This window comes from Mycobacterium sp. NGS62 (genome assembly GCF_059812285.1).
Genome location: NZ_JCALCK010000003.1, coordinates 162,630 through 178,713, shown reverse-complemented (window position 1 = coordinate 178,713; position 16,084 = coordinate 162,630). Strand labels below are relative to the sequence as shown.

Annotated in this window: 21 protein-coding genes; 13 read left to right on the top strand and 8 right to left on the bottom strand. The window is 65.0% G+C overall.

The window, feature by feature from the left end; translation table 11 throughout:
• Nucleotides 1-37: 37 nt before the first annotated feature.
• Genes AC5Y49_RS10250 through AC5Y49_RS10240 form a run of 3 tightly spaced genes read right to left on the bottom strand, consistent with a single transcriptional unit; the run spans nt 38 to nt 2,095 of the window.
• Nucleotides 38-271, bottom strand: a complete 234-nt coding sequence (locus AC5Y49_RS10250; protein ID WP_499886642.1) for an exodeoxyribonuclease VII small subunit — start codon at nt 269-271, stop codon at nt 38-40.
• On the bottom strand, nt 261-1,505 hold the full coding sequence (xseA, locus tag AC5Y49_RS10245; protein WP_499886640.1) for an exodeoxyribonuclease VII large subunit: 1,245 nt from the start codon (nt 1,503-1,505) through the stop codon (nt 261-263). The genes AC5Y49_RS10250 and xseA overlap by 11 nt, the downstream gene beginning before the upstream one ends.
• Nucleotides 1,502-2,095, bottom strand: a complete 594-nt coding sequence (locus tag AC5Y49_RS10240; RefSeq protein ID WP_499886639.1) for a lipid droplet-associated protein — start codon at nt 2,093-2,095, stop codon at nt 1,502-1,504. The genes xseA and AC5Y49_RS10240 overlap by 4 nt, the downstream gene beginning before the upstream one ends.
• Nucleotides 2,096-2,182: 87 nt before the next feature.
• Here AC5Y49_RS10240 and AC5Y49_RS10235 point away from each other — a divergent pair, with 87 nt between their 5' ends.
• The gene (locus AC5Y49_RS10235) at nt 2,183-3,184 is read left to right on the top strand and encodes a 4-hydroxy-3-methylbut-2-enyl diphosphate reductase (protein WP_499886638.1); all 1,002 of its coding nucleotides are present in this window, start codon (nt 2,183-2,185) and stop codon (nt 3,182-3,184) included.
• 20 nt (nt 3,185-3,204) lie between these two features.
• On the opposite strand, the gene AC5Y49_RS10230 is transcribed toward AC5Y49_RS10235, so the two are convergent.
• On the bottom strand, nt 3,205-4,275 hold the full coding sequence (locus AC5Y49_RS10230) for a DUF6542 domain-containing protein (RefSeq protein WP_499886636.1): 1,071 nt from the start codon (nt 4,273-4,275) through the stop codon (nt 3,205-3,207).
• Between the two features lie 117 nt (nt 4,276-4,392).
• Between AC5Y49_RS10230 and ychF the strand changes: the two genes are divergently transcribed.
• Nucleotides 4,393-5,466, top strand: coding sequence for a redox-regulated ATPase YchF (ychF, locus tag AC5Y49_RS10225; protein WP_499886635.1), 1,074 nt, complete (start codon nt 4,393-4,395; stop codon nt 5,464-5,466).
• Nucleotides 5,467-5,501: 35 nt separating this feature from the next.
• Nucleotides 5,502-6,413, top strand: a complete 912-nt coding sequence (locus AC5Y49_RS10220; RefSeq protein WP_499886633.1) for an alpha/beta fold hydrolase — start codon at nt 5,502-5,504, stop codon at nt 6,411-6,413.
• Nucleotides 6,414-6,532: 119 nt separating this feature from the next.
• Here AC5Y49_RS10220 and AC5Y49_RS10215 read toward each other — a convergent pair whose 3' ends face one another.
• Nucleotides 6,533-6,916, bottom strand: a complete 384-nt coding sequence (locus AC5Y49_RS10215; protein ID WP_499886631.1) for a hypothetical protein — start codon at nt 6,914-6,916, stop codon at nt 6,533-6,535.
• A gap of 162 nt (nt 6,917-7,078) precedes the next feature.
• Between AC5Y49_RS10215 and AC5Y49_RS10210 the strand changes: the two genes are divergently transcribed.
• From AC5Y49_RS10210 to AC5Y49_RS10185, 6 genes are all read left to right on the top strand, one after another.
• Nucleotides 7,079-7,468, top strand: coding sequence for a hypothetical protein (locus AC5Y49_RS10210; protein WP_499886629.1), 390 nt, complete (start codon nt 7,079-7,081; stop codon nt 7,466-7,468).
• Nucleotides 7,469-7,567: 99 nt separating this feature from the next.
• The gene (locus AC5Y49_RS10205; RefSeq protein WP_499886627.1) at nt 7,568-7,981 is read left to right on the top strand and encodes a nuclear transport factor 2 family protein; all 414 of its coding nucleotides are present in this window, start codon (nt 7,568-7,570) and stop codon (nt 7,979-7,981) included.
• A 55-nt stretch (nt 7,982-8,036) separates the two neighbouring features.
• Nucleotides 8,037-8,285 (top strand): type II toxin-antitoxin system Phd/YefM family antitoxin, encoded by a 249-nt coding sequence (locus AC5Y49_RS10200; RefSeq protein ID WP_499886625.1) that lies wholly within the window; start codon nt 8,037-8,039, stop codon nt 8,283-8,285.
• Nucleotides 8,286-8,379: 94 nt separating this feature from the next.
• Nucleotides 8,380-8,778 carry a VOC family protein gene (locus AC5Y49_RS10195; RefSeq protein ID WP_499886623.1) on the top strand — a complete coding sequence of 133 codons (399 nt, stop codon included), beginning with the start codon at nt 8,380-8,382 and terminating at the stop codon, nt 8,776-8,778.
• 150 nt (nt 8,779-8,928) lie between these two features.
• Nucleotides 8,929-9,330, top strand: a complete 402-nt coding sequence (gene arr / locus AC5Y49_RS10190) for an NAD(+)--rifampin ADP-ribosyltransferase (protein ID WP_499887237.1) — start codon at nt 8,929-8,931, stop codon at nt 9,328-9,330.
• 71 nt (nt 9,331-9,401) lie between these two features.
• The gene (locus AC5Y49_RS10185) at nt 9,402-9,953 is read left to right on the top strand and encodes a VOC family protein (protein ID WP_499886621.1); all 552 of its coding nucleotides are present in this window, start codon (nt 9,402-9,404) and stop codon (nt 9,951-9,953) included.
• A 12-nt stretch (nt 9,954-9,965) separates the two neighbouring features.
• Here the strand turns inward: AC5Y49_RS10185 and AC5Y49_RS10180 are convergent, their stop codons facing one another.
• On the bottom strand, nt 9,966-10,844 hold the full coding sequence (locus tag AC5Y49_RS10180) for a LysR family transcriptional regulator (protein ID WP_499886620.1): 879 nt from the start codon (nt 10,842-10,844) through the stop codon (nt 9,966-9,968).
• A gap of 74 nt (nt 10,845-10,918) precedes the next feature.
• Here AC5Y49_RS10180 and AC5Y49_RS10175 point away from each other — a divergent pair, with 74 nt between their 5' ends.
• On the top strand, nt 10,919-12,184 hold the full coding sequence (locus tag AC5Y49_RS10175; protein ID WP_499886618.1) for an MFS transporter: 1,266 nt from the start codon (nt 10,919-10,921) through the stop codon (nt 12,182-12,184).
• Nucleotides 12,185-12,216: 32 nt separating this feature from the next.
• Nucleotides 12,217-12,729 (top strand): OsmC family protein, encoded by a 513-nt coding sequence (locus AC5Y49_RS10170; RefSeq protein WP_499886616.1) that lies wholly within the window; start codon nt 12,217-12,219, stop codon nt 12,727-12,729.
• A gap of 24 nt (nt 12,730-12,753) precedes the next feature.
• On the opposite strand, the gene AC5Y49_RS10165 is transcribed toward AC5Y49_RS10170, so the two are convergent.
• Nucleotides 12,754-13,446: a guanylate cyclase gene (locus AC5Y49_RS10165; protein ID WP_499886614.1), complete on the bottom strand. Its 693-nt coding sequence runs from the start codon at nt 13,444-13,446 to the stop codon at nt 12,754-12,756.
• Nucleotides 13,447-13,532: 86 nt separating this feature from the next.
• Here AC5Y49_RS10165 and AC5Y49_RS10160 point away from each other — a divergent pair, with 86 nt between their 5' ends.
• Nucleotides 13,533-13,691, top strand: coding sequence for a hypothetical protein (locus tag AC5Y49_RS10160; RefSeq protein WP_499886612.1), 159 nt, complete (start codon nt 13,533-13,535; stop codon nt 13,689-13,691).
• On the opposite strand, the gene AC5Y49_RS10155 is transcribed toward AC5Y49_RS10160, so the two are convergent.
• Nucleotides 13,688-14,476 (bottom strand): adenylate/guanylate cyclase domain-containing protein, encoded by a 789-nt coding sequence (locus tag AC5Y49_RS10155; RefSeq protein WP_499886610.1) that lies wholly within the window; start codon nt 14,474-14,476, stop codon nt 13,688-13,690. The genes AC5Y49_RS10160 and AC5Y49_RS10155 overlap by 4 nt on opposite strands.
• A 195-nt stretch (nt 14,477-14,671) precedes the next feature.
• On the opposite strand from AC5Y49_RS10155, the gene AC5Y49_RS10150 reads away from it, so the two are divergent.
• A complete protein-coding gene (locus AC5Y49_RS10150) occupies nt 14,672-16,081 on the top strand; it encodes a glucose-6-phosphate dehydrogenase (protein WP_499887235.1) in 1,410 nt (469 codons plus the stop codon).
• Nucleotides 16,082-16,084: the final 3 nt, after the last annotated feature.

Sequence of the window (16,084 nt, the reverse complement as noted above, 5' to 3'; positions counted from 1 at the left end):
TTCGGAGCGGAACTTGTCAAACTGGTTCTGATTTCAACTATTCGTCGGCGGTTTCAGGCCCGTCGGCGGCTAGTGCATCCTCGATGCGTTTGCGAGCCCCAGCTAAGTGCTCTTCGCACCGTTTAGCCAGTTGTTCGCCTCTGTCCCATAGCTTCAGCGACGCATCGAGGTCCAAGCCGCCCTGCTCCAGGGCTCGCACGACTTCGACCAGTTCGTCGCGGCATTCTTCATAGCCGAGGTGACTAATGGGCTTAGCTTCGTCACTCGCCATCCGTAGATCCTTCGCTGACTGCCGCCACCGCGCCATCGCCGACTCGTACCCGCAGTTTGGTGCCGGGAGGGGCGTCGTCGACCGACCGCAGCACCGCCGCTAGCCCCGAGGCCGGAACCGTCTGCACCACCGCGTAGCCGCGGGCCAGCGTCGCCGCCGGCCCCAGGGTGGCCAGCCGGGCGGACAGATGGCCGACCCGATCGGTCTCCGCGGCGACCAGCCGGGTGATGTCCCGGCGGCCCGCGGACCGCGCACGATGAATTTCGTCGGCGCGCACCCGCAGCGCGGCCAGCGGCTCGGCCAGCACCGGACGACTACGCAACTGGGCCAGCGCCCGTTCTTCCCGGGACACCCAATTGCGCAGCGCTTGGGCACTGCGCCGGCGCAAATCGTCGACCAGACGCTGCTCGGCGACGGTGTCCGGCACGATCTTCTTCGCCGCGTCGGTGGGTGTGGCCGCGCGCAGGTCGGCGACCAGATCGGACAGCGGGTTGTCCGGCTCGTGACCGACCGCGCTGACTACTGGTGTGCGGCATGCCGCAATCGCGCGGCACAACGTCTCGTCGGAAAACGGCAGCAGATCCTCGACACTGCCGCCGCCGCGGGCCAACACGATCACGTCGACCTCCGGGTCGGCGTCCAGCCCAGACAACGCCTCGACGATCTGCGAGACGGCATTCGGCCCCTGCACGGCGGTATTTCGAACCGCGAAGCGCACCGCGGGCCAGCGCGCAGCGGCCACCGACGTCACATCATGCTCCGCGGCGCTGGCCCGGCCAGTGATTAGCCCAATTGTGCACGGCAGGAAGGGGATCGGCCGTTTGAGTCGCGGGTCGAACAACCCCTCGGCGTCCAGCAGCCGGCGCAGCCGCTCGATGCGGGCCAGCAACTCGCCGATACCGACCGCTCGTATTTCGCTGAGCCGCAACGAGAACGTGCCACGCCCGGTATAGAAGTTGGGCTTGCCGCACACCACCACCTGGGTGCCTTCGGCCAGCTTGACCGGCGCGCTCAGCACCAGATCGCGCGGAGCGGTCACGGTCAGCGACATGTCGGCGGCCGGATCGCGCAACACCATGAACACCGTCTTGGCGTCTGGGCGCACCTTGATCTGAGTCAGTTGGCCCTCCACCCACACGGTGCCCAGCTTGTCGATCCAGCCGGCCACCCGGATGGCCACCGCGCGAACCGGGAACGGGTTCTCGGCCGAGTTCGGCTGCGCCGCTTCGGTCACTTGGCGGTCGCGCGAGTGATCCTGTTGGCCAGCAGCGTCTGGAACGGCGCCCGCGCCCTGGTGGCCTCTTCATAGGCCAGCAACGCCTCGAGCTCGTCGACGTCGAGCGTGTTCAGCCGGGCACGCAGCTGAGCCAGAGTCAACGTTTCGTAATCGAGCTCGTCGGCCACGGCCGGCGCCGACACCGTAGATGCGGCCGGCTTCTTGGCACGTTTGGAGGGCATGGGTGTGGTCGGGGGATCGGCCGGCGCACCGCCATCCGACGCCGAGTAGAGGGCGAATCGTCCTTCGGCGCGGCGTTCGGCGTCGACCGGCTCCGGCCCGGCCTCCAGCTCGCCGTCGTCCACGTCCTCGTCGAAGGTTGCCCATTCGGGCTGTTCGTCCTTCGGCGGGAAGAAACTATCGAGCGTGGCGTCGCCCTTGATCACCAGTTCGGCCATGTTCTGCTGGAATCGCATCACGACGTGCGCGGCCTGGCTGGCCAGCGTCATCGGGTACATCAGGATGGTTTTCGGCAGCCTCATCGTCTCCTCGACGGCGAGGGTCGCCGCGCCGACCAGCAGCCGAACCCCATACGGTGCAGTAGCCATGGGTCCAAGACTGCCTTACCCGGCCGGTCAACTCCAAGCTGGCGGGGAAATGGCGTAGTCGGGTCGCCGGACCGTACCCTGGTTGTCATGTCTCCGACCGTCAACATGGGGATTCCCGGTGCGTCCAGCACGGCAGTCGAGCCAGCAGCCGGTAGGCGGGTGCTGCTGGCCGAGCCCCGCGGATACTGCGCCGGCGTGGACCGCGCCGTTGAGACGGTCGAACGCGCATTGGAGAAGCACGGTCCGCCCGTCTACGTCCGCCACGAGATCGTGCACAACCGGCATGTGGTGGACATGCTGGCCAAAGCCGGGGCGATCTTCGTCGACGAAACCGACGAGGTGCCCGAAGGCGCGATCGTGGTGTTCTCCGCGCACGGCGTCGCGCCAAGCGTCCACACCTCGGCCGCCGAGCGGGATCTGCAGGTCATCGACGCCACCTGCCCGCTGGTCGCCAAGGTGCACAACGAAGCCAAGCGTTTCGCCCGCGACGACTACGACATCCTGCTGATCGGTCATCAGGGCCATGAGGAAGTCATCGGCACCGCCGGTGAAGCCCCCGACCACGTGCAGCTGGTCGACGGCCCCGACGCCGTCGAGCAGGTCACGGTCCGCGATGAGAACAAGGTCATCTGGCTGTCCCAAACCACGTTGAGCGTCGACGAGACCATGCAGACCGTGCAGCGGCTGCGCGAGCGCTTCCCGAAGTTGCAGGATCCGCCCAGCGACGATATTTGCTACGCCACCCAGAACCGGCAGGTCGCGGTCAAGGCGATGGCGCCGGAGTGTGAGCTGGTCATTGTGGTCGGGTCGGCCAATTCGTCGAACTCGGTGCGGCTGGTCGAGGTAGCGCTGGGCGCCGGGTCGCGTGCCGCGCACCTGGTGGACTGCGCCGACGACATCGACCCGGCCTGGCTGGACGACGTCACCACGGTCGGTGTGACCTCCGGTGCATCGGTGCCGGAGGTGCTGGTGCGCGGCGTGCTGGAGCGGCTGGCCGAATCCGGCTACGACGTGGTGCAGCCGGTGACGACCGCCAATGAGACGCTGGTGTTCGCGCTACCGCGAGAGATCCGCCCCAGCCGTTCCTGATCCTGCTCGTGCGGGGCCGGTCAGACGTCGTATTCCCAGGAGTCCGCCTTGGACTTACGCGGTTTGCGTGAGTCGTCGGTCCCGGCTGACCGCCGGTAGCGCACCTGTGAAATGGGGTGGTGCGTCGCGGTCGCACCGCTGGGTGCGGAGCGGCGACGCGGTTCGGCGGGAGGGGCGGGTTCGTAACCCTCGGTGGGCTCGTACGGGTCGAAGCGGCTGCTGCGGGCCGCCGGCCTGCCGCGACGCAGATGCGGGTCGCGCCGGATCTCCCGCGGCGGTCGGCCGCGCAGGTCGGGATCGCGCGGCACTCGGCCGCGGCGGGGCGGCTCTGGTGCGTCGACGTCGCGGCTACGGGCCGGGCGTCGGCGCCGGGTGCGTTCGATCGCGGGGTCGAGCGGCTCCTCCAGCGGCGGCCGAATATGGCGGGACCGGGTCGGGGCGGGACGCTTGGCGGTCCGGGCTCCGGTGGCTTGGGTTGATTTGGTACGGCGGCCCGCCGTGTCGGTGCGCCGCGCGCGGGCTGGCGCTTTGGCGGGTTTCCTGCTGTGTTCGGGTTCGGCTGCGTCGCCACCGATCATCGCGGCGAGCTTCGCGATGACGGCGCTGAGACCCCCGCCGGTGTCCTCCGTTTCGGGTTCGGTGTTCGCGGCCGTTCGTACCGCCATTCCCAGATACCAGCGGATCATGCCGATCAGCAGCACCCCGGCCGAGGTGAACAGCATCAGCGGGAAGCGCTCGATCAGCGGATAGCCGCAGTTGATCAGCAGGTCCTTCAGCCCGGTGAATCTGGCGCCGTGGAACAGCCAGTACGCGCCGGGAACCGCGCAGAACAGGATCAGCGGGGGCTGGATGGCGGCGGTGAACACGCCTGACTGCCGGACCGCCAACACCGCAGCCAAGCAGCCCACCACGTAGAGCGCGGAGAAAACCTCGGTCAACTCTTTGTTGCCCGAGCCAGCGTCGAAAGCGAACCCGACGGCGGTCGCGGTCCCTGCGATGACGATCGCTGCCCACCACGGCACACCAGGAAAATTGGGGTGGATCGAGCGATGACCTGCCGTCACTGCCGACCTCGCCCGCTGTGCTGACACATGTCGACCGTACCGGCTCAGCGCGGAAAGGCCCGTAAAGACCTGCCTTGGTTTGTAGGGACGACCCGCTGCGCCCGGCTTCGCCGCGCTTGCGATCGCCCCTACACTTGGCTCCCTGTGAGCTTGAGCCTCGGAATTGTGGGTTTGCCGAATGTCGGCAAGTCGACGCTGTTCAACGCGTTGACCAAGAACGACGTGGTGGCTGCCAACTACCCGTTTGCGACGATCGAACCCAACGAAGGCGTGGTGCCGCTGCCCGACCCACGGTTGGCCAAGCTGGCCGCGATGTTCGATTCCGAGCGGATCGTGCCGGCGCCAGTGACCTTCGTCGACATCGCCGGGCTGGTCGCCGGCGCGTCGGAAGGGGCCGGACTGGGCAACAAGTTCCTGGCCAACATTCGCGAGTGCGACGCGATTTGCCAAGTGGTGCGGGTGTTCTCCGATGACGACGTGGCTCATGTCGCCGGACAGGTCGACCCCAAATCCGACATCGAGGTCATCGAGACCGAGTTGATCCTGGCCGACATGCAGACTCTCGAGCGTGCGGTGCCGAGGCTGGAGAAGGAAGCCCGTAACAACAAGGACCGCAAACCCGTGCACGAGGCTGCCGTGGCTGCCCAACAGGTGCTCGACGGTGGAACGACCCTATTCGGTGCCGGGCTGGACACTGCGGTGCTGCGGGAATTGAACCTGCTGACCACTAAACCGTTCTTGTATGTCTTCAACGCCGACGAGGCGGTGCTGACCGACGCGGCCCGAGTCGCCGCGCTGCGCGAGCTCGTCGCGCCGGCCGATGCGGTTTTCCTGGACGCCAAGATCGAGGCGGAATTGGCCGAGCTCGATGACGAGTCGGCCACCGAGCTGTTGGAGTCCATTGGGCAGCACGAGCGGGGCTTGGATGCGTTGGCCCGAGCGGGTTTTCACACCCTGAAGCTGCAGACCTTCCTGACGGCCGGACCAAAGGAGGCGCGAGCCTGGGTCATTCACCAGGGCGACACCGCCCCGAAGGCCGCCGGGGTGATCCACACCGACTTTGAAAAAGGTTTCATCAAGGCCGAAATCGTGTCCTACGACGACTTGATCGACGCTGGGTCGATGGCCGCGGCCAAGGCCGCCGGCAAGGTCCGCATGGAGGGCAAGGACTACGTGATGGCCGACGGCGATGTGGTGGAATTCCGGTTCAACGTGTAGGAGTAAGCAGTAGCGCGTAGTAGGCAGGTGAGAACATGGCCAGAATCTCGAAGTTCCGTTCTGAGGACGCGCGTGCCACCTATCTCCGGCTGTACGACGCTGCGCTTTCAACCAGCTCTGTCCAAGTCACGGAATCGGACGTCGAGACATCTTTTGGCAGCACCCATGTGCTTCACGCGGGCGATCGGTCGAAGCCGTCGCTTGTGGCGCTCCATGGGTCGTCGATCAGCTCCACATCCTGGGTGCCGCTCCTTGGCGCTCTTACTGCTAGCCATAGCGTCACCATGATCGATGCTATCGACGAAGCCGGCAAGAGCGTTGCTGCGAAACCGACCAAGACCATCGCTGACATCGTGACTTGGCTTGATGAAACGCTGCGCGCTTTAGATATTCAGCGGTCGGCGTTTGTGGCCGCTTCGCGTGGCACGTGGATATCCGCTCACTACGCGACTGTCTTTCCCGAAAAGGTGGAGCGCTTGGCGCTGTTGTGTCCAGTTGGCATCGCGGGCGGCATGAGCCCGAGCTTTATGGTCCGGGGACTCGCGTCGCTGGTTCTGCCACTCAAGGAGGGGCACGTCTGGCGAGTGCTCGACACAATGGTGGTGCCTCAGAGCCGCAAACTGCTGCGCCAACAGCCGTGGATGTCATCTATGCGTCAATTCGTCTGTGGTGCAATGGATTTCAAGATGTCCTTCAGGAACCCTCAGCCTCGGCCTTGGCCACTTCGAAGCGATTTCGATCTAGATCGACTCATGGCGATTCCTGTACTGGCTGTCATCGGCAGAGACGAGTCGGCGCTGAACGGCCCGAAGGCCGCAGGCATGTTGCGCGAATCGCTACCGAATGCACGGATCGAGGTCGTCGATGATGCGAACCACATGGTGATGGTGGACCAAGCCGCGACCGTAGAAAAACTGCTCGTCGAGTTCCTCGGTGACGTGAACTGAGGGCTGCCTTCTCGTGAGTCCCGACGGCGATGTGGTGGAATTCCGGTTCAACGTGTAGGCGAGGCGAGGCGGAGCAACAACCAAGACGTAGGCCCCGACTACCAAGCAGTGTCGTGTTGCTAGTGGCTGGTCTCGGGCGGAAGATTGGCTTCGGCTTCTCTGCGCTTCTGTTCGGCGAGCGCGCGGTCTTCGTCGGCGTCGTGGCGATGGCGTTTCGCCGATGCCTGGAGTGTGTCTGACTGGCCAAACCCTTGCTCGATGGTTTGGTCTTCGATTTGCGCGACCTCTTCTTGGAGGCGTGCGGTTTCCTCGAAGCTGCGAGCGGCTGAGAGGGCTGAGTGTGCGGCGCCTTGGCGGGCCTCCTCGGCTCGGCGTTCGGCGATTTCGGCGTCTTCCGAGGTGACCGACTCTCCTGCCGGGAGTGTGCTTCCGGGTTGCTGCAACTCGGCTGCAGGTGGGATTGATTGCTGCGGCCGCGACGGCGGCTCGTGTCCGGTGCCCATACCGCCTCCAATTGTTGTGCCCAGTCTATGGTCTCCTGCTCGCGTTGGCGGCGCTGCTAAGCGCAGGTACGCGCTCAGTCTCAGTCGCTGGCGTTCGGTTCAACGTCGAGCGGCGAAGCCTCGCTAGTCCCGCCGTGACCCGTGCGGCGTTAGAGTTGGGCCGTGGTCGGCGAAGAACGGGACGACGCTCGTGCTGAAAACGATCAGCGTGCGGCTGACCTGGATAACCGTGAGGCGGCTCTCGCGCGGCGCGAGCGCGAACTCTTGAGGCGCGAATATGTCGCTGACGAACGAGACCGCATTGCCGATGAGCGAGACCGAATCGCAAGCGATCGCGAGCAGACAGCGGACGACCGAGAACTGCGTGCGGACGAACGTGAGGGCGCGACCGCGCAGCGTGAGCGCGAGCGACTACAACGGATCGAGGAAGGGTCCGAGCGCCGGGAAGCCGCTGCCGAACGGGAGAATGCGGAAGTTCGGCGCGCGGTCGCTGAAACCCGACGGCTTGAAGGCTTCCCGTCTTCGCGCGACAACGGGACCGCGACGACGTAGCGGAGTTCTGATTCCATACAACGTCTGGCGGTAACACCGCGGGCCACTAGCTCCCGCGGTTCCCGAGTCGCGGCAAAGCATTCTGATTACGCTCGCACGATGATCTATCGCTGGTTGGTGCGCAAGCAGGCGGCCGCGGGATGGCAGCGGTTGTCCGAACAACGGTTTGACGAGACGCCTTTGGCCGACGACATGCGCTTCGTGTTCCTCGGCGACCATCCGCTGGCGGCAGATATCCGCGGCGCCGCTGCGGTTCGCGAATGGCTGCGCGACCAGTTGCTCCGTCGGCTACCGAACCTGCGCTTCGTCGTGGACGAAACGCTCGTCGAGGGTGGGCCGTGGTCGACGCGAGTCGCAACGCGTTACCACACCGAGCAGGACGGGCAACTCGTCTACCGCGGTGTCTACTTTGGGCGGGTTGTGTGGGGGAAGGTCGTTGAAGAGACCATCCTCCCCGACACGAAGGCCCTCTTGGCGGCGCTGGAACAGGCTGAGAAGTCTCCAGCAGACTGAGCGGTCAGGCTGTAATTCTGGACATGGCGACGCTTCCGCTAGCCGAATTCGGGACTTGTCGAAGCTCGTCGAGGAGGCGATCCGTACGCATGAGCGGATCGAAGTCACGCGACAGGGACGTAGGGCCGCGGCGATTCTGAGCGGCGACGACTATGACTCAATTATGGAAACCGTGGCAATCCTTGGCGAGCAGGAGCTGATGCGCGAGCTACGTGAGGTCGAGGCTGAGGCCGACCACGGCCAGGTCTACACACTCGATGACGTGACGGAGGAGATGCGCGCCGCCGGGCGCCTCTCACGGTGACGTATCACATTGGTTGTCGGAGGCGATGCTTAGCATTCCGGCCGTTAGGTACTGCACGCCGCTGGCGCGCGCAACGACTCACAAGGATGGCTGCATGAAGTTCATTTCGACCCGAATCATCACAGCCGACGTCAATCGTCTGGTCGATTTCTATGAAACGGTCACCGGCGTCTCAGCGGTATGGGGAAACGAGTTGTTCGCCGAGATTCCGACGCCGATCGGCACGCTAGCCATCGGCAGCGACAAGACCGTCCCGCTGTTCGGCGAAGGATCCGCCGAGCCGGCGGCCAACCGCAGCGCGATCATGGAGTTCATTGTCGAGGACGTGGACGCCGAGTACGAGCGGCTGCGCGCGCGCATAGACGAGGTCGTGACAGCACCGACAACCATGCCCTGGGGCAATCGTGCGCTGTTGTTTCGGGATCCAGATGGAAATCTCGTCAACCTGTTCACCCCGGTCACCGAAGAGGCACGCGCAAAGTTCGGAGTTTGACTGCCGGCGAGATCGGTCTGCGTCCTCCCCTTCTCACCATATGACAGGCGGGGGGGCTTGCGGCAAGTCCCCTGACGTGCTGCAGAATCTTCGGACCATGAAGCGCACGGACGGAGGACTGCGGTGCCGAGCACGCCGAAACCCTTTGAAATGCACGAGTCGGGTGCACTGCTGCACGGGACCAAAGCCGACCTCTCGGTGGGTGATCTTCTGGTGCCCCGACGTCAGTCGAACTACGAGACCGGGCGCCTCTCAAACCACGTCTATGTCACCCAGACCCTAGACGCGGCAGTGTGGGGAGCAGAATTAGCTGTCGGCGACGGCCGTTGTCGCATATACGTTGTGGAACCAACCGGGACACTGGAAGACGACCCGAACGTGACGGACAAACGGCATCCTGGAAATCCGACTCGCTCCTTCCGCACCCGCGACCCCGTGCGAATTATTGGCGAGCTCACGGACTGGGTGGGCCATTCGCCCGACCAGCTTCAATCCATGTGCGATTCCTTAGCCGACCTTCGGCGGCGTGGGCTGGCAATCATCTATGACTAGATCCGGGTCCGCCGATCGTGTTTGGCCGCAACCGGATCCGGCGCGAAGTTCGAGTCATTTCAGGAGGCGCAATGCGGTGGCGCGGCGTTAGTCACGTTGAATTCGCGGTGTTGGGCTACGACGAGTCCATCGCGTTCTACGACGCAATGTTCGGCTGGCTCGGATACAGCAGCTTCTCGTCGCTGAACATGGAGTACCAGTCGACGTATTACATGACTCGATATGTCAACCCGCACAGCTACATCGGTATTCAGCCGGCCCATACCGGGGAGAAGTTGACACATAGCGATCAGGCGGTCGGCATCAACCACATTGCGCTGTGGGCCCGCAACAGAAGAGAGGTCGACTGCTTTCATCGCGACTTCTTGGTCAAGCGTGGTATTCCCGTCACTGACGAGCCGCAGGAGTACCCGCAGTACTGGCCCGGCTATTACGCGGTGTTCTTCGACGACCCGAGAAACGGCATTCATTGGGAGCTGGCGTGGATACCGAAAGTTCCTACTCCCCGCCAAGTTTGGTCGTTTTACCGTGCGCTTCGTGGTTTTGCCAAGAGTCGGCCAGATCTGGCGGACACGGTGCCCGGCGTCACCGTGCAGGCCAGGCGATCTCTGCCGCGTCGGTAATGAGAATCGGATTTACAGCAATTCAAGGAAGATGCGGGCGGCCGGGTTGGTCGGCACCCGTGTCCGGCCGACAAGCGCAAGACTTCGGGCCGGCGGATGGGTGTCGCCGCCGACCCGTCGCAGCCGAACAATGGGCAGCCCGCTGCGGCGCGCGACCGGCTCGGGCACCACTGCAATCCCGAGCTCGTGGCGGACCAAACTCAGCGCCTGCTCCATTTGGCTGGTGCGGAAGGCAATCCGTCGTTCAACACCGGCGGTACGAAAGAGCGCCTCAACGACCGTTTGCAGTCCCAGCCCGGCCTGAAAGTCGACGAACGGCTGCCCGGCCACCTCGACCAGTCGCACGGCGTCGCGCTCCGCCAACCGATGCTGCGGCCCGACCACCAGCACCAGCATCTCGGGGTAATCCCGTAGCGCAACAAGGCGCTCCGGCAGCGGGGTGGCGTCAAGCGCGACAAATGCCAGGTCCAACTCGCCGTCCTCGACGGCCGCCAGCAGGTCGACCGTCGGCGCCTCACGCAGCACAATTTCCACGCCGGGATGCCGCGCGTGTAGGGCGGCGATGCGCGCGGGCAGGTCGACGGCGGTGAACGTTTGCACCACACCGAGCGCCAACTGCCCGGCCCCGGCGTCGCGGACCGCAGTGATCGCCTGTTCGGCAGCTTGCACCTCACGCAGGATGTGCTGAGCGTGCTCCGACAACGCCCGACCCGCGGTCGTGAGCACCACCGAGCGGGTGCTGCGTTCGAACAACGGCGTATGCAGGACGTCCTCGAGCGCGCGGATCGACGCGCTCAGCCCTGACTGGGAGATGCCCAGCTCGGCCGCCGCCTGGGTGAACTGCCCGGCTTCGGCCACCGCCACAAAGTGGTGCAGCTGCCTGAGCTCCATATATCGATGTTAGTTCTTAATCTGATAAAACCTAATTGTTTTACAACTGGCAACCCGGTGGGCACCATAGGGCTATGAGCCACACCGAGTCAGCCCAGCCGCGGATGGACCGTCGGCTGGTGTTCGTCATGGCGCTCACTTCTGGCCTGGTGGTGGCCAACAGCTATTACGCTCAGCCGTTGGTCGGCACCATCGCCGACTACTTTCACGCCTCGACCACCAGCGTCGGCCTCATTGTCACGGCCAGCCAAATCGGCTACGCGATAGGCCTCGCGCTGCTGGTGCCGTTGGGCGATCTGACCGAGCGACGAAAGCTGCTCACCGGCATGCTGATTGCGACATGTGCGTGTCTGCTGGGCATGGCTGTCTCGCCGAGTTGGCCGGTGCTGGCGGCCGCGGCGATCTTGGTGGGCATCGGCTCGGTGGTCGGACAGGTGCTGGTGCCGTTCGCCGCATCGCTCGCCTACGAGGAGGAGCGCGGGCGCGTTATCGGCAGCGTGATGACCGGCCTCCTGCTAGGCATCCTGCTTTCCCGCGTCGTGGCCGGCCTGATCGCCGCCATCGCCGGCTGGCGCGCGGTGTTCGTCGTCGCTGCGGCGCTGATGCTGGTCAGCTGTGCGCTGGTGCGCTCGTTACCGGTGCGGGCACCCGAGGTCCGGATGAGCTACCGGCGACTGCTGGCCTCGGTCGTGCAGATCGTGCGTGAGGAGCCGGTCCTGCGGTTGCGCATGTGGTACGGCATGTTGACCTACGCGTGCTTCGGTGTGTTCTGGACCAGCGTCGGCTTCCTGCTCGCCGGCGGCATCTATCACTGGTCCGACGGCCAGATTGGGCTGTTCACGCTGTTCGGCGTCGCAGGTGCGCTGGCAGCGAAGTTCGCCGGCGGATTGGCCGACCGCGGTTACGCCCGCGCGCAGACCGGCGCATTCATCGTGCTGACCGCCCTGAGCTTTGTGCTGCTGTGGATCGGGCAGACCCAGGTGGCAGCCTTGGCGCTCGGAGTGGCGCTGCTGGATCTGGGCATCCAAGGCACGCACATCACCAACCAAAGCGTGTTCTATCCGCTGCGCCCGGAGGCCCGCAGTCGGCTCAATACCGCCTACATGACCAGCTACTTCGCCGCTGGCTCGCTGGGCAGCATGCTCTCTGCCATTGTCTACGGTAGCTACGGCTGGGGCGCGGTGTGCGTCCTGGGCGCCGTCTTCCCCGCCATCGGCACCATCATCTGGCTGGTGGAAATGACACGTAAGGCTGGGGATTCGGCTCATGGTGACCGAACCGGAACGCCCAGTTCAGCGGCACCGCGCCGAGAAACAACCTTGCCGGTAGGCGAACGCTGATTAGTCTCGACCCGACTGAAGGAGCGTGAGCCGTGACGACCTCAACTAACCATCTCGGTGGCCTGATCGCCGCCACCGGTGACGCGATAGCGGCCGACGAGACCGCTGCCCACGTAATGTTCGAAGCCTCGGCGCAGCCCCATGATGCGGTCGCCAGCGCCGTCAGCCTGGGCAAATACCGCGTCGAGGTCGACGAGCCGCCGGCGTTGGGCGGGGAGGGCGCGGCACCGAATCCCGTCGAGTACTACCTTGCGTCGCTGCTGTCATGCCAGATCGTGACGTGGCGGTTCTGGGCCGAGAAGCTCGGCATTGCGGTCGACGACGTCTCCGCTCGGGCTGAGGGTGACTTGGACGTGCGGGGCTTCTTCGGGTTCGACGACGCCGTGCGGGCGGGCTTCAGCGCCGTGCGAGTGGTGGTGACGGTGTCGGGGCCGGAAACCCCGGAGCGCTACCGGCAACTGCAAGACGCCGTCGACGCGCACTGCCCGGTGCTCGACCTCACCCGCAACGCGACTCCGGTGCAGACCAGCTTGGAGATTGCGTAGGCAAATCGGTTGCCCTTGCCCCGATTAGTCGGCCACGACAGCGATTTCGTCGCTCAACCGATATCCCGGGGCCAGCGGCAGGGAGTCACCGCTCCAAAACGAGCCGGGGTCAAACCAGTTGGCGTTCTTGTCGGTAACCAGCAGCCCCATTTCTTCGTAGGTGATGGCCACCGTCTCGGCGCAGTAGGCCGTCTCCAGTCCGACCTCTTTGCGCCGCTGCGCCTTACGCCGCTGGGTGGAATCACGAACTCTCTTGTCCACCAAGGGTATTCCGCGTACCCAGTCATATGCGGTCGGGATCCGGCCGCGAAACCAGCGCCCGGTGAGTCGGGCCGCGGTGGGGAACGGAGTGCCGTCCAGGCGGGCGATGACCCGCAACATGCGGTCCTCCTGCTCACGGTTGGCGTAGGGCGTTAGCTGTCGCAGCCAGCAGCGCTGGTGGTAGTGCTCCACCCACCGCTCGACGGCTTGTCGAGCGTCGTGGAGTTGCACGCCGCGGTGGTTGGTGCCGGTCCAGACGTCGGTCAGCTTGTCGCTGAGTTCGGCGTGCCAGATCAGCGGCGGGAGATCGTCAATCGCCACCGTCATGCCGACGTGGTTCACCGGGCTGTTCGACAACGTTTGGATGGCCCGGTCCGGTCCGGACCGGCCGCGAAAGAGCCAGATGTCGCCGGTGCGGGTCTCGTTCAGCGCGCGATCTAAAGTCACCGGTTCCATTGCGCGGCTCCTCCTCGCTCAACGCGCCGAGCGCATCGTCGCCGCGCGGCTCGCATCCACCCCCGCAGCTTATGCAGACTTGTCCCATGCGCAACGTATGGAAGTGGCTTGGGCTGGCCGGTCTCGTCGGCGTCGCGGCCGGGGGAGTGCTGGTCGCCCGTGACCAGCGCCGGCGAAAGGCCTACACATCCGACGAGGTCCGGGCCCGCCTGCATCAACGCCTGGCCGAGTCGGACCAGCGCTAGCGGCTGACCGCGTATAGCCGCTGGGATCCGCTGAAACCCTTCAATTCAACGTCACGGCCGTCGTCGAACGCGATGTCGTCACACTCGTGCAGGGCGCCGTGTACTGCGTCGCTGACCAGGATTTCACCCCCCGCGGCCTGCCCGGCGACCCGAGCCGCCATCGCGACGTTGCGGCCGAACAGGTCGTCGCCGCGACGCACCGAGCGACCCATGTGAATGCCGATCCGCACTCGAATACCGTTGCGCCGGTCGTTCTTAGCGTCCCTGCGCAATTCGCGTTGGACATCCAGACCGCATCGCACTGCATCTTCGGCACGCGCGAACGCGATCATGAACCCATCGCCCTGACTCTTCACCACGTGTCCTGAGTGGCTCTTGACCAGTCGCCGGACGAGCTTGTCGTGGGCACCGATCAACTTGACCCAGGCGCGGTCGCCGATCCGCTCGTTGAGCGCGGTGGACTCCTCGATATCGGAAAACAAAATGACCACGCGGCCGTCCGGAGTGATCCGGGCCAGGTCGGGGCGCTCCACCTCCGCCCAATCGGCGAGGTCTTCGATCGAGCTGCGTACCGCAGCCCCGAACCCCTCTTTGCGAACGAGGTTCGCCGTTTGCCACACCGTCTTGACCGCCTCACGGCCGCCCGACAGCAGCCAGTTGCGGCTGTCGAGTCGCTGCTGGAGTTCGTCGACTTCGCGTCGGCTGCGGGTATATAGCACTCCCAAGACGGCCAGCGCCGCGGCTTCCAGCACCGCGACTCCAGCCAGGACGTAGATCGCGATCATGACAGGCATCTTTACCTATCGAGCTTGGCTGTGGACAGGAGGCCACGAAAGTGCAACTGCCGACGTGATTCCCGACTAGGTCCGTGGGTTGTCGGGGCGCATCCGGAATGTCTAGGGTTGAAGTTGGCTGCCGGGGGCAAGACACAAGTATCAAAACGCAATGCTGACTAATCGATTGTGGGTGGAGGTCCCGGATTGGCCGAATGCGGTGGAAATCCCTCTGATCTGCTGGTGATCTTCGGCATCACCGGCGATCTGGCCCGCAAGATGACCTTCCGAGCCCTGTACCGTCTGGAACGCCGTGAGTTGCTGCAATGTCCGGTCTTGGGCGTGGCCAGCGACGACATCGCAAAAGACGAGTTGGTCAAGCGGGCCCGCAAGGCCATCGGCGAGACCGGCGAGAAACTGGACGACGCGGTGTTCGACCGGCTGGCCGACCGGTTGTCCTACCTGCACGGCGACGTCACCGACGCGGGGCTGTACAAGGAGCTGGCCGAGCAAATCGGCACCGACCGCACCTGCCTCTACTACCTGGAAATGCCGCCGTCGCTGTTCGCGCCGATCGTCGAAAATCTGGGAAAGGTCGGGCTGCTGGAGCGATCGCGCGTCGCGGTGGAAAAGCCGTTCGGCCACGACTTGAAGTCAGCACAGGAACTCAACGCGCAATTGCGCGCGGTACTCGACGAAGAGCAGATCCTGCGGGTAGACCACTTCTTAGGCAAACAACCGGTCGTCGAGCTGGAATATTTGCGGTTCGCCAACACCACGCTGGCCGAGCTGTGGGACCGTCGCAGTATCTCCGAAATCCACATCACGATGGCCGAGAATTTCGGCGTCGAGGACCGGGGCAAGTTCTACGACGCGGTCGGGACGCTGCGCGACGTCGTGCAAAACCATCTGCTGCAAGTGCTGGCGCTGGTGGCGATGGAGCCGCCGGTCGGCCCGAGCGCCGACGACCTCAACGACAAACGCTACGAGGTGTTCCGCGCGATGCCCGCCCTGGATCCTGCGCATTACGTGCGCGGTCAGTATGCGGGCTACACCGACATCGACGGGGTGGCCGACGGCTCGCAGACCGAGACCTTCGTCGCGCTGCGCACCGAGATCGACAACTGGCGCTGGTCCGGCGTGCCGATTTTCCTGCGGGCAGGTAAGGCGCTGCCGGAGAAGGTGACCGAAGTTCGGCTGTTCACCCGCCGCGTTCCTGCATTGGCGTTTCTGCCCAAACGCGAACGCGCCGAACGCAACCAGATCGTGTTGCGGGTCGACCCCGATCCGGGATTGCGCCTGCAGTTGGTGGCGCTGGACGGCGACTCGTGGCGCGACGTCCACCTGGACTCATCCTTCGCGGCGGACCTGGGCGAACCGATACGGCCCTATGAGCGCCTGCTGCATGCCGGGCTGACCGGCGACCGCCAGCTGTTCGCCCGCGAAGACAGCATCGAGGAAACGTGGCGGATTGTGCAGCCGCTGCTCGACACTCCGGGCGAAGTTCACCCCTACGAACCGGGCTCGTGGGGCCCCGAAGCCGCGCGGTCGCTGCTGCGCGGCCACCACGGTTGGGAAGAGCCGTGGATGCCGGCCACCAACCAAGCGTCGAAGTAAGGA